We start from the raw sequence: 13,239 nt of genomic DNA, 5'->3' as shown, positions 1-13,239 counted from the left end.
CACCCAAATCATACCTCAAAAAATCTGGATATTGGAAATCAGGGAGTTACATGACGGGTGACTGCAATGTGGGTTAAGGGAAAATTTTCAATCTCTTCTTTCCCCATTTTATGGGTGTTTCTTCTTGTTTTACTCTTTCTAGAATATTATTTACATAGATAGGAGAAGAAAAAGGGTATGAGCTAAAGATGGAATAATAATTGTAACTACTCTTGCTCATAGGGGTACTAAGTTGTTACCAGCATTCTCCACAAAACGAAGCCACAGGTTCACAAAAAACACGCTACCTCCAGCCATACTTTTTAAATATTTTGCTTACCTTTGCACCAAACTTATCAGTATGGAAGAATATCTCATCATATCAAATGCCAACTTCTTGCTCAGAGTGGCTTCCGAACAGATAGCATACGTCTGTTCGGAAGGAAGCTATTGCAATCTCCGACTCACCAACGGCGATGAATACACCTTCTCGTTCAACCTTGTGGTCTTTGAGAAGAAAATAGTAGAGCAACTTGCCCAAACGGCACACTTCTTCGCTCGTGTTGGCAGGAACTACATTATTAATAGTCAACACATTTTCAGCATCAACCTCAACACTTCAGAACTAGTTTTGTACAACGAACGGTTTAGCGAGAAATTCACCCTGCACGTCAGCAAGGAACCACTCAAACAATTAAAAGCACTTTTAGACAACTCCATAAAATCGTAAAAGGTATGAAAGAAAAAAACAATCAGGAAGAAACTTATTTCCTGGGCAAAGCACAGGAAACAAGATACACAAAATCTCATATATATAAAAAGGTATTTGGGATAGCCGCTTACGTGATAGCAATAATAGGTATAACCATCGTCCTTATGTTCAAAACGCAAAGCGTATCACAACCTCATGTGTTAAAGACGATAGCTGTTTTACCGGAAGGTGGTCAGATGCCAATCTTCAACGGCAATGGCGACATCAACGATTTCCTAAGATGGGTGATGACAAACATCCAATATCCTAAAGGATTGGAAGACAAGCCTGCGCGAGTCGTCATCAACTTCACCGTTCAAAAGGATGGAACATTGGGATTGTTTAAAGTTCTCGAAGCTCCAAAAGAAAAGGCCTATGAGCAGACTGTGATTGAACTGCTCAAGAGAAGTCCCCAATGGAAGCCTGCCAGACTCTCCGATGGCGAGGAAGTCAACATGGAGTTTACCTTGCCTGTCGTTTTCACTCCCGAAGTAAGAAAGAAATAATCAGCAAAAACGATGAAACAGTTTAGATTGATCCTTATATTATGGCTATGTATGGCAACGAATGCCAAGGCCAACGAGACCACAGCTAATTTACTTCAACAAGGAGATAGCTGTTTGAGTAGATATGATGTGTTTCATGCAACCCAATACTACCAAAAGTATTTGGAAGCAAATCCATCTCACCTGGGAGCACGCAGGAAACTGGCTTCCTGCTACCGGAAAGTAGGCAACTACACCGCCTGCATTTCTTGCCTAGACAAGATTCCATCAGATAGCATCAATCACGAAGACATGCGAATGTTCTATTATGCATATCTCAATCAGAACAATAATGACAAGGTTTCTCTATGGGGTGAACGCATCGCATTCTTATTCCCATACGACAGTGAAATTATCGCTTCGCTTGCAGTGCATTACAATGGAGTGAACAAACCAGACAGAGCAGAAAAAGTGGCGAAGAATTACATTTTTCAATGTGATTCCACGAACTTATATGTCAACAAGGAATATGCCTATTCCCTATTCATGCAATTCAAATACGATGAGGCTATACCCTTGTATGAGAAACTGATAGCGCAAGGATTTGATAATTTCGAATCCAATTTCATCCTTGGTCTCTGTTATGAGAACCTGCCGGACAATAAAAAGGCGCTGAAACATTACCAGAAAGCTGTTCAGTCCAAAAACGACAATGCCACTTGCCTTTTCCACTTGGCTTTGATAGAGAAATCCTTCTGCATGGATTCATTGTCTATGGCTCATTTCAACCAGTCGTTAGAGGTTTCCTTGCCAAAAGACAGAGCTTTGCGAACCTATAAATGGCTAGCCGACTTACATTTTCAACACAGCCGATATGCAGACGCAGCACGTGACTTTGAGTTAAGCATCCTTTACGATGAAGAAGACCCGCTCAACTATTACAATGCCGCCCAAATGTTCATCGCTTCCAAAAACAAGCAGAAAGCGAAACTGTATCTCCAGTTATTCTTAGCAAATGCAAACAGACTGGAAGATAAAAAAGAGGCAGCACAACTCATATCCAAAGCCAAAGAGCAGCTCAAGCAATAACCATCAAACTCACATAAATACATGAAAATAAATTTTATCTTAGGTTCAGCATTATTGCTGAGCCAGCCCCTTTACGCTCAAAACGAAGAGGCAAAAGACACGCTTACCGCCCAGATGATGATGCAAAACCTGCCAGAGGTTTTCGTCAAGGCGACACGTCCTATCGTCAAGGCAGAAAGAGGACAGTTGGTTTACAACATGCCACTGCTCATAGAGAAAATGCCGGCAGACAACGCTTATGATGCCCTTACCCGAATACCAGGAGTAAACGAACTAAACGGCAACATCAATTATGCAGGAAAGGAACTGACTCTCATCATCAACGGCAAACCAACCACGCTCAATTACGCACAACTGGCAGAGCGATTAAAAGCCATGCCCGCATCACAATTAGCCAAAGCCGAAGTGATGCTGGCAGCGCCAGCACGCTTACATGTTCGTGGAATGGTCATCAACCTGATTACCAAAGACTATGCTGGAAAGAACCTGCTTTCAGGACAAATACAAAGCATCTGGAGCCAAAGCAAATACGGAGAAGGGAAAGGCAAAGCCAACCTGCTGTTCCAAAAAGGAAGATTCGGTCTGGATGCCATGTATTCATTTACAGATGGAACATCATACGGTGAAACTACTACCAATGCCAATCATCCCCTTCAAGGGAAACGAGTAGTGTATCATGACAAGACCTCACAGAAAACCCCAGGATTAACTCACAACTATCGTATGGGACTGAGTTATGCCATTACTGATAACCACCAGCTATCCCTGGCATATACAGGAAAATGGGACAGCAGCCAGCCTCATCATGAAACGATGGGAGCAGGCACATCCCAGCAACAGGGCAATGAGCATATTTACCTGCACAATGTAGATGCCAATTACAACCTGCCCTTTGGACTACAAATAGGCATATCCTATCTCAACTACCAAAATCCCAGCCAACAATATCTGGAAGGAACAATACTTGACGAAGAACGTATTCTATACACAAACAGCAAGCAGGTAATAGACAAATGGCTTTTCACCGCCAATCAATCCCACTCATTGAAGAAGGGTTGGGAGCTGTCGTATGGTATGAAATTCCAAAACAGCAACAACAGAAGCTACCAAGCCACGACCAACAAGGATGGAGCAGACATTCCAGATGCAACCAGCCAGGTGAATATCGAAGAAAGAATCTTAAGCTTCTATGGCGGCATAAGCAAACAGATAAACGAGCGAATCAGCTTGGAAGCCTCTGTCGAAGCAGAGCAATACCATTCTCCACAATGGAACAAATGGCATATTTATCCCACACTTAATGCATCGTGGAAAGCCAATCCTGGCAACATACTCAACTTATCCTTCAGTTCCAGCTCACAGTTTCCTAGTTATTGGTCAACTATGAGCAGCATTTACTATGCCTCTACCTATATGGAGATATGGGGAAATCCTCATCTCAAACCATACTCTACATACGAGACCGACTTGATGTGGACAATCAAAAGTCGCCATACATTGATGGCATTTGCAGAGTTCCAACCCAACTATTCTGTGCAGTTGCCTTATCAGACTACCGACCACCTGGCAGTCATTATGAAGGAGACCAATTTCGACTATAATCATACTATAGGCATTAGAGCATCGACGACTTTCGGTATAGGCAATTGGATGAACGGAAGTGTTTCGGCAACAGGAATCTACAGACATGACAAGAGTAACGATTTCTTTGACTTGCCCTTCAATCGCAAACATATCTCTGCCATTCTTGCCGGAAATCTATCCGCCCAGCTTAGCCGAAGCCATCACATCCATTTCATACTTAACCCATTCTATCAGTCGAAAGCCATTCAAGGACTCTATGACATCAAATCAGTCTTTCTCTTGATTGCTATATTGAGATGGGCTTCCGATAATGATAAATGGAGCATTGTGGTTAAAGGCAGCAACATCTTCAACGAGGGATTCTCTACAAAATCAGTACAAGGCAATCAAGACTACCACATGAACATCAAGCAAGATTGGGCATCTGCCTCCATCTCCATCATCTATAAGATAGGCAAGTACAAGGAAAAGAGAACCAAGGACGTAGATACTTCCAGAATGGGAGTAAACTAGCAAATTTCTTAAAATATCGTCAGCAAACAAGCGTACTTTCTTAAAAAATCGTCTATAGACACGCTATTTTCAGATAAAAGTAGTATCTTTGCACCGTAATTGCATTTTAACTATAAGACGAAAATGAAAATAACAATTATCGGAGCAGGTGCTATGGGCGGTGCTATGGCAGAAGGACTCTTGCAGAGCGAGAAGTTCACTCCATCAGATATTACGGTATCAGACCATAACCAACCAGTATTGGATCACTTCGCAAGCGAAGGAGCCAGCGTAACTCTCGACAACCAGTTGGCTTGCCACGGCGCAGACATCGTATGCGTGGTAGTAAAACCATGGTGCGTGGAGAAGACATTGAAGGGTATCAAGGATGCACTCAACTACAAGAGTCAGAAACTCGTGGTCGTTGCAGCCGGTGTGCCATCAGCCAATATCAAGGAGTGGCTAGATAAGGATGGTATCACCCCAACCTTCTTCCTCGTGATGCCAAATATCGCTATCGCCTACAAGCAGTCGATGACCTTCATCACTCCTGTAGATGCATCTGCTACAGAAATCCAGCAGATTACAGAAATCTTCGATGAATTGGGCGAAAGCCTCATCATGGAAGAACGCCTCTTCCCTGCTGCCACCGCCATGTCGTGTGCCATCGCTTATGCCATGCGCTATGTAAGAGCCAATGTGGAAGGCGGCGTAGAGATGGGATTCAAGGCTAAGGATGCCCAGAAGATTGTCTTGCAGACCATCAAGGGTGCCGTAGAGCTGCTTCAGGAAACAGGCGAACACCCTGAGGCTGCCATTGATAAGGTTACTACTCCTGGCGGCTGCACCATCAAGGGTCTCAACACCATGGAACAGGGCGGCTTTACTAGCGCTGTCATCAATGGTTTGCTGGCAGGAAAAAGATAAAACAACCAATAAAATATTCGATTATGGACGAAGCTATCAAGCAAATCGGTGAAAGACTGAAAGGTCTCCGCGAGGTTCTCAATATTCCTGCAGAGGAGGTGGCTGAACTTTGCGAAATCAGTCTTGACCATTATCTCAAGATTGAGTCGGGAGAAGCCGACCCATCCGTGTATCGACTTTCAAAGATTTCAAAGCGATACGGCATCGACCTCGACGTATTGCTCTTCGGCGAGGAACCTCGCATGAAGGGATACTACGTTACCCGCAAGGGACAGGGACCGGAGATAGACCGCAACAACCAGTATAAATACCAGAGCCTTGCCGTAGGATTCAAGGATAGAAAGGTGAATCCGTTCATGGTACAGGTGGATCCGTTGCCAGGCGACAAGAAGCCGAACAAGAACGGACACGACGGACAGGAATATGATTATGTGATAGAGGGACAGCTCGAAGTTACCATCGAAGAAAAGGTGATGGTGCTGAATCCAGGCGACAGCATCTACTTCGACAGTAGAAAGTCGCATTGCTTCCGCTCACTCAACAATGAGCCAGCCAAGTTCCTTTGTATAATTATCTAGGAGAGTAACTATGATCGAGAGATTTCTAAAACAGACAAAATTCACTTCAGAGCAAGACTTCAAGGAGCATCTGGAGTTTATCATACCAGAAGATTTCAACTTTGCCTACGACGTGATGGACGAATGGGCAAAGATCAAACCAGACCACGTGGCACTGCTTTGGGCAAGCGAACGAGGTGAGGAAATCCGTTTCACATACAAGGATCTGAAGGAGCAGAGCGACAAGGCTGCTGCTTACTTCCAGAGTCTCGGTATCGGTCACGATGATAAGGTGATGCTGATTCTGAAGCGTCACTATCAGTGGTGGCTTGCCATGCTCGGTCTCCACAAGTTGGGCGCCGTAGCCATCCCTGCTACCCACATGCTTACCAAGCACGACATCGTTTACCGCAACAATGCAGCAAGCGTAAAGGCGATTATCTGCTGCGGCGATGATTACGTAGTGGAGCAAATTAAAGAGGCAATGCCAGAGAGTCCTACCGTCAAGACCCTAATCAGTATCGGTCCGGATATCCCAGAAGGTTTCCACGACTGGATGAAGGAATGGAACGAATGTGCTCCTTTCGTTCGCCCGGAACATGTAAACTCTAACGAGGATACCCTGCTGATGTACTTCACATCGGGAACCACTGGCGAGCCTAAGATGGTGGCACACGATCACCTCTATGCCCTCGGTCATCTGACCACGGGTGTATATTGGCACAATCTCCACGAGAACTCCATCCATCTTACCGTAGCCGATACTGGTTGGGGCAAGGCAGTATGGGGCAAGCTCTACGGACAATGGTTTGCCGGAGCCACCGTCTTCGTCTTCGATCACGAGAAGTTTACGGCTGATAAGATCATGCGCCAGATTGAGAAGTATCACATCACCTCTTTCTGTGCTCCTCCTACCATCTATCGCTTCATGATTCAGGAAGATTTCTCGAAGTATGACCTCAGCAGTCTTGAATACTGCACCACAGCGGGTGAGGCAATGAACCCATCCGTGGCAGAAACCTTCCAGAAGCTGACTGGTGTTCAGATTTACGAGGGCTTCGGACAGACCGAGACCACGATGACACTCGGAACCTTCCCTTGGATCAAGCCAAAGCCAGGAAGCATGGGCAAGCCAAATCCACAATATGATGTTCACATCCTCCGCCCAGACATGACGGAATGCGAGGATGGTGAAAAGGGCGAGATTTGCATCCGCATCGGCGACAACAAGCCTATCGGTCTCTTCAAATATTACTATCGTGATGAAAAGCAGACCAAATCGGTTTGGCATGATGGTTACTATCACACGGGCGATATGGCTTGGCGTGATGAGGAAGGATACTTCTGGTTTGAGGGCAGAATCGACGACGTGATCAAGAGTTCGGGTTACCGTATCGGTCCTTTTGAGGTAGAGAATGCCCTGATGACTCACCCTGCCGTAGTAGAGTGCGCCATCACCGGTGTGCCAGACCCAATCCGTGGTATGGTAGTCAAGGCTACCGTCGTACTGAAGGATGAATACAAGAGTATGGCAGGTCCAGACCTCATCAAGAAGCTACAGGATCATGTGAAGCACGAGACTGCTCCTTATAAATATCCTCGCATCATCGAATTCGTAGATGAATTACCAAAGACCATCTCCGGCAAGATTCGAAGAGTAGAGATTCGAGAAAAAGACAATAAAAAGAAATAATGATTGTTGTAGCAAAGGATTTGAAAATTCAAATCCTTTGCTACAACTAAATATCAGCATAAAATGGGAAAAAGAATCGTAGTAAAGGTGGGCAGCAACGTGCTGACCCGAGAAGACGGAAAACTGGATGTAACGAGAATGTCGGCGATTGTTGATCAGATTGTCTGGCTCAGAAAGCACGACTATGAGGTGATTCTGGTATCTTCTGGAGCCGTGGCTGCCGGAAGAGCTGAACTGCATGTTGACCATCATCTGGACAGCGTGGAGCAACGCCAGCTGTTCTCTGCCATCGGACAAGTGAAACTCGTAGGTCTCTATTACAACCTTTTCCGCGAATACAAGATCAAGATAGGTCAGGTATTGACCATGAAGGAGAATTTCGGTGCCGAGGAGCAGTACAAGAATCAGGAGGCCTGCATGCAGGTGATGCTGGAAAACAACGTGCTCCCTATCGTCAACGAGAACGATACCGTATGCATCACCGAGCTGATGTTTACGGATAACGATGAGTTGTCTGGCTTGATTGCCAAGATGATGAATGCCGACACCTTGATTCTATTAAGTAATGTGGATGGCATCTACAATGGTGACCCAAGCGAGCCTACCACCCGCATCATCCCATCGGTTTATTACGACCGTGACATCAGTGAGTACATCCTTGCCAGCAAGAGCAGTCATGGCAGAGGCGGCATGACATCGAAAGTAAAGACCGCTCACGACGTAGCCAATGCCGGCATCAAGGTAATCATCGCCAACGGCAATACGCCAAACATCCTCATCAATCTGAAGGAGCATCCGATGGAGACCCTTCATACTGAGTTTGTGGCAAGACCGCTAAACAAGTAAAATCATTAGGGATAAGAAATACAGAAACCTAAAAAAGCAGCAAGCCTATTTATAGACTTTGCTGCTTTTTGTTTTTATTATGAATAGTTGATACGTTATTCTAATACCAATACATGGCTCGTTCCATCGGTCTGGCTGAATACATTCAAACCGACTTTCATGAGATAGTCACCGCTATACTGCTTGCCATTGCACTCCAAATCAGATTCCTTGCCAGGCATCAGATTAGTCTCCTTTACGGTATAAACCTTATCGGCATCCAATCCCTGCATCTTCACATTCATCACAGGCTCCTTGTAGCGTGGATGCAAGTCGTAAGCAAAGAGAACGGCACGCTGCTTGTCCTTACTTACATAGTTAATGGCACAGTGGTTACCTTCGTATGGAGAAACCAGGCGATACTGGTCGCCCTCGAGAATCATAGGCTTCATGCTATCGTAGTTCTTAACAGCATTCTGCACAAACTTGTAGTCATCACCAGAAAGCGACTTGAGGTCGATATCAAAGCCCAACTTACATGAACTGCAAACATCGGTGCGGAACTTCACACTGGTATTCTTGTTCCAGTTTGTTACATGCGAACCCATGGTCTTGGCTGGGAAGAACTTTGACAGGCTCCACTGGATGTAGAGGCGCTCGTATGGATCAGTATCGTCTGAACACCAGAACTCAGTGAAATACTTCAGCATCTCGTAATCCATTCTGCCGCCACCGCCAGAGCAGAGCATCATCGGCAACTTAGGATACTTCTTATGAATACGGGTAAGCACCTTGTAGATACCACGCACATGATCGATATAGAAATTACCCTGATTCTCCTTATGATATGGAGAATAGATATTGGTAATCACACTGTTGCAGTCCCACTTGAAGTAAGCCACATCCGGATTCTCCGTCATGATACGGTCCACGATGCCGAACACATAATCCTGTACCTTAGGATTACTGATATCAAGCACCAGCTGGTTGCGGTAATAATAGGTATCACGCTTTGGCTGCATGATGACCCAGTCAGGATGCTTCTCAAAGAGTTCACTCTTAGGATTCACCATCTCTGGCTCAATCCAAATACCAAACTTTACACCAGCTTTTTTGGCATCTCTTACCAATCCTGGTATTCCATCAGGCAGCTTGCTCTTGGTAGCCTCCCAGTCGCCGAGACCTGCATGGTCGTCCTTGCGAGGATACTTGTTGGCAAACCAACCATCATCAAGCAAGAACATATCTACACCCAGGTCCTTGGCATCCTTCATCAACTCAGCTAGACTCTGCTGGTTGAAGTCGAAGCCGGTATTCTCCCAGTTGTTCAAGAGCGTAAAGCGATCTTCCTTACCCATGTTTACCTGATACTGACGAGCCCAATTGTGCAAATTACGGGAAGCCTCACCGATACCATTATCACTCATGGCAAAGATAAACTCAGGAGTAGTGAACGTCTCACCAGCCTTCAGCTTATAATTAGAGGCGTATGGATTGATGGCAGGAATAACACGAAGGGCTCCCACGTTATCTACCTCGAAGGTAAAACGGAAGTTGCCAGGCCATCCGATGGTTCCAAGCATCACCTTGCCCTCATTCTCCTTGGCTGGCTCATCGAATCCCAGTTCAAAGAACGGCTCCTCATGCATGGCTGCACGGGTACCCAACTTGGTATCAACAATCTTCTTTCCAGCAGTCAACTGGCAAATCTCAGGCTGTCCTTCCTTAGCCCAGTCGCTATGATAACTGGTAACGAAATACTTGTTTGCCTTGAAATAAAGCATTGTTGAGCTATATCTCCAAAGCGTAACCGGAGCTTTCTCCTTATGAGAGATTTCGCTCCACGCCTTGATGACGTTCTCCTTAGGGTAAGCTGCATAGTGGAGGTTCACGGTCAGCGGATACACCTTGTCCTTAAGCGTGATGATGGTCTCAACACCTCCACTGATAGCCTTTTCTTCAGAAGACTGATAATACAAATAGGTGGTCATGTTACCATCTGCATGGGTCACTGCCACTGCCGGCTCGAAGAAATCTTCAGCACCAGAGGTTGCATAAACCTCATGACCTCGCTGGCAGACGGAACCATCAGAAGCCGCATATACATCCCACTTCAGATGATTGTAATCTGAAGGATTCTTCAACTTGTCACCCAGATACACTTGGTAGAGGCGACCCTTAGGAGAAACCTGCATCACGAGGTCGGTCTTGTCGGTTGACACTCGGATGGTCTTTTGAGCAGATGCCATGATAGATGTCATGCACATCGCTGCGATAATCATAAATACCTTTTTCATCGTTCTTTGGTTTTTACGTGATTGCTTTGTTATAATTAAACGCTATAATTCTGTCGTTATTATCTTAGAATTTGATTCCTGCAGAGAATTCTACCGTAAACGGACGGAGATAGCTACCACTCATGTACTTGCCTTCATATTTTCCGGCTTCCTGCTTGGTTATCAGTTCAGAGCCACTAATGGTACCCTTGGCACCCTTCTCGTTGAAGATATTGATGACACTCACGCCAAGGCTCAGCTTCTTGTTCACATTCCAGTTGATTCCGCCGAAAGTCTCCCAGTGACCATTGAAATAGAGAGCCTCCTGAAGGTTGGCATAGGTCTTGCCGAAGTAACGGAAGCTCAACCAGGCATTCAGATTCTTGGTGATGTCGTATTTAGGATCCAACTCGATAAGAACCTGAGGAATCTCCTTGACAATCATGTTATTGGCATTCACACCCATAGACTGACCATCACTGAACGTTACGCTCGCATTATAGTTCTTATACACCGGCTTCTGATAGGTGAAGAGTGCATGCATGTGGAAGTTCTTGAACGGATTGATTTCTGCCGAGGTTGTCCAACCCAAAGTCTGGATATTATAGATGAGCAACACGGTCTTGCCCTCTGTTGTGCCAGGCTTGGTAAGATTCTGCTGGTCGATATTGTTCGACTTGGAAATATAGGTCACCATTGAAGAAAGGTCAATCCAATCATTCTTGTAGAAAATACCACCACGAATCAGTGGGATGGTTACTCGCTTATACTGCTCCTCGGTAGGACCTGTTCCTGCATACTCGCTGATGCGTGGGAAACGGGTGGCGATGGTAGCATCGGCTGTCAGACCAAACTGGCGGGTAAGGTTATACGTCAACTGCAAGGTGGCTGCATAATTCAATTTATCCTTGGTTACGTTCTTTGCTTCGATGCTGTGCTCGGAAGCAACAACAGAACCATCAGCAGCAGTGGCGTATGTATTATAGTTACCCATGTGGAATCCTGAGAAACGTGGAGTAGAAATCTGCTCGGCAGACATGCGGTAGTACTCCAATCTACCACCATAGAACACCTTGAACTTAGGACTTACCTTCCATTCGTCGGTAAAGTAGAGTGCCAACTTGTTCTCTGAACCCTTGGTATATTCAGGACTCAACTCATTATAACCGAAAGTCTCAGAACGGCGGGCTGTCTGTGTAGGATCAAGCGGATTGACATACATCTGGCTCAATGTGCGTGGATAAGCTTCTACGGTGCCTGCCCACTGGAACGAAGAGGAATAGTAATTGAGATGGTAATACCACTCGTTCAAACCAATCATTAACTTATGGTTGTTCAACTGCTTGGAAATTTCGGTAGTCAAAAGCGCATTGCTCACCTTACCAACATGCAACCAGGTGCGACGACCTTCTATGTAACCACTGTAGGCAGACCCATCAGAAAGCTGATAGCCATCAGCCTCGCTCACCTGAGAGATGGTACTTCCTCCGTAATCCACAAAATTGGCACGTGGAGCATTCATATACTTGGCGTTGAATTTCCACAACCATCCATTATCAAACTGATACTGACTGATGAGGGCAATCTCGTTGGCATGATTCTCACTGCCATCGCTCATATTCCATGTCTCCATCTTTCCTGACTTTGTATTCAAGTATTGGAAAGAACCTTGACGCTGCACATATGAGTCCATACCAGGGTCAAAGCCATCAATCTTCTTGATACTGCCGTCGCCTGAATAGATAAATGGTGCGGCATTGGCAAAATTGCCAGGATTCTTGCTGTTGGAATACTTATATAATAAGGAGACACGTCCCTTTCCATCATTCAAGATGCGAGTGATACCGAAATGATAAAGTTGGGTACGGTCGGCATAATCAGTAAAGCGAAGCTTGAAACTACCTGGATCGAAATTCTGATACATACTGGCAGTATAAAGCCAATTGTCACCGATTCCACCAGACAGGTTGAGATCTACATTCTGCATACCAAAATGGTTTGCCTTATAGTTGAGCTTGCCCTTGAACTCTTTCTGTCCCAACTCGCTGAAAGAAGAAACTGCGTATGCAATATTACCTGTAGCAATGGCAGACTCAGATGGAGTCATCAAGTCGGTACCTTTCAGTGAAGCATCGCTACGCCAATGGGCAGACAGTCTGTGTACGGAAGAAGAGTAAACGGCAGGAAGACCGTTCTCATATACGGTTACATCCTCGCTTGGCAATCCTATCTGGATTTCACGAGGCTTGTTGGCATCAGATGCGTTGAGCATCACATTACGCTCTTCCTTTTTCTCCTTGTTTTCAGATTCGTCGGAAGGAAGTGCATACACTTGGCTTGCAGCAGACATTGCTACCAAAGCCATAGAAAATGTACGGATTCTTAAGTTCATAATCTTACAGTTGTTTATTCTTATTTTGACATGATTTCACTTGCCACCGAATGCGATTCGATTGCGGTTGCAAAGTTAAGGAGATTTTTCAGACATTGGCATCGTGTGTAGGTTACGAGTAGATAAATACCAGGGTTTTCAAGTTCATAACCTATTAATAATCAAGCTATCTAAGATATTAATACTTTT

At 45.2% G+C, this 13,239-nt stretch carries 10 protein-coding genes; 8 read left to right on the top strand and 2 right to left on the bottom strand.

All coding sequences use genetic code 11. The features are described 5' to 3' along the window. Positions 1-340: 340 nt before the first annotated feature. From AAAT87_RS09185 to proB, 8 genes are all read left to right on the top strand, one after another. Positions 341-709, top strand: a complete 369-nt coding sequence (locus AAAT87_RS09185; RefSeq protein ID WP_287615386.1) for a LytTR family transcriptional regulator DNA-binding domain-containing protein — start codon at positions 341-343, stop codon at positions 707-709. A gap of 5 nt (positions 710-714) precedes the next feature. Beyond that, positions 715-1,236, top strand: a complete 522-nt coding sequence (locus AAAT87_RS09180; RefSeq protein ID WP_349226241.1) for an energy transducer TonB family protein — start codon at positions 715-717, stop codon at positions 1,234-1,236. A gap of 12 nt (positions 1,237-1,248) precedes the next feature. After that, a complete protein-coding gene (locus AAAT87_RS09175; protein WP_349226240.1) occupies positions 1,249-2,304 on the top strand; it encodes a tetratricopeptide repeat protein in 1,056 nt (351 codons plus the stop codon). Positions 2,305-2,325: 21 nt separating this feature from the next. Continuing rightward, positions 2,326-4,401: an outer membrane beta-barrel protein gene (locus AAAT87_RS09170; RefSeq protein WP_349226239.1), complete on the top strand. Its 2,076-nt coding sequence runs from the start codon at positions 2,326-2,328 to the stop codon at positions 4,399-4,401. A 123-nt stretch (positions 4,402-4,524) separates the two neighbouring features. Further along, entirely contained in the window at positions 4,525-5,307 is a 783-nt protein-coding gene (locus tag AAAT87_RS09165) for a pyrroline-5-carboxylate reductase family protein (protein WP_218417172.1), read from the top strand. Positions 5,308-5,330: 23 nt separating this feature from the next. Further along, on the top strand, positions 5,331-5,885 hold the full coding sequence (locus AAAT87_RS09160; RefSeq protein WP_117587364.1) for a helix-turn-helix domain-containing protein: 555 nt from the start codon (positions 5,331-5,333) through the stop codon (positions 5,883-5,885). Between the two features lie 10 nt (positions 5,886-5,895). Next, positions 5,896-7,557 carry an AMP-binding protein gene (locus AAAT87_RS09155; protein WP_295023395.1) on the top strand — a complete coding sequence of 554 codons (1,662 nt, stop codon included), beginning with the start codon at positions 5,896-5,898 and terminating at the stop codon, positions 7,555-7,557. Positions 7,558-7,620: 63 nt separating this feature from the next. Beyond that, the gene (gene proB / locus AAAT87_RS09150; protein WP_022121119.1) at positions 7,621-8,403 is read left to right on the top strand and encodes a glutamate 5-kinase; all 783 of its coding nucleotides are present in this window, start codon (positions 7,621-7,623) and stop codon (positions 8,401-8,403) included. 95 nt (positions 8,404-8,498) lie between these two features. On the opposite strand, the gene AAAT87_RS09145 is transcribed toward proB, so the two are convergent. Together AAAT87_RS09145 and AAAT87_RS09140 are read right to left on the bottom strand one after the other, a co-directional pair. Next, complete coding sequence (locus AAAT87_RS09145; RefSeq protein WP_295023393.1) at positions 8,499-10,679, bottom strand: alpha-galactosidase; 2,181 nt, start codon at positions 10,677-10,679, stop codon at positions 8,499-8,501. A 64-nt stretch (positions 10,680-10,743) separates the two neighbouring features. Beyond that, entirely contained in the window at positions 10,744-13,050 is a 2,307-nt protein-coding gene (locus AAAT87_RS09140) for a TonB-dependent receptor (protein WP_428848569.1), read from the bottom strand. Positions 13,051-13,239 lie beyond the last annotated feature (189 nt).

Source organism: Segatella sinensis, from assembly GCF_040095255.1.
Lineage (GTDB): Bacteria > Bacteroidota > Bacteroidia > Bacteroidales > Bacteroidaceae > Prevotella > Prevotella sinensis.
The sequence above is the reverse complement of the archived record's forward strand: the minus strand, read 5'-3'. Positions and strand labels throughout refer to the sequence as shown.

Coding starts and splice junctions, on each gene's coding strand:
- AAAT87_RS09185 (WP_287615386.1), top strand. CDS start 341: ATGGAAGAATATCTCATCATATCAAATGCCAACTTCTTGCTCAGAGTG.
- AAAT87_RS09180 (WP_349226241.1), top strand. CDS start 715: ATGAAAGAAAAAAACAATCAGGAAGAAACTTATTTCCTGGGCAAAGCA.
- AAAT87_RS09175 (WP_349226240.1), top strand. CDS start 1,249: ATGAAACAGTTTAGATTGATCCTTATATTATGGCTATGTATGGCAACG.
- AAAT87_RS09170 (WP_349226239.1), top strand. CDS start 2,326: ATGAAAATAAATTTTATCTTAGGTTCAGCATTATTGCTGAGCCAGCCC.
- AAAT87_RS09165 (WP_218417172.1), top strand. CDS start 4,525: ATGAAAATAACAATTATCGGAGCAGGTGCTATGGGCGGTGCTATGGCA.
- AAAT87_RS09160 (WP_117587364.1), top strand. CDS start 5,331: ATGGACGAAGCTATCAAGCAAATCGGTGAAAGACTGAAAGGTCTCCGC.
- AAAT87_RS09155 (WP_295023395.1), top strand. CDS start 5,896: ATGATCGAGAGATTTCTAAAACAGACAAAATTCACTTCAGAGCAAGAC.
- proB (WP_022121119.1), top strand. CDS start 7,621: ATGGGAAAAAGAATCGTAGTAAAGGTGGGCAGCAACGTGCTGACCCGA.
- AAAT87_RS09145 (WP_295023393.1), bottom strand. CDS start 10,679: ATGAAAAAGGTATTTATGATTATCGCAGCGATGTGCATGACATCTATC.
- AAAT87_RS09140 (WP_428848569.1), bottom strand. CDS start 13,050: ATGAACTTAAGAATCCGTACATTTTCTATGGCTTTGGTAGCAATGTCT.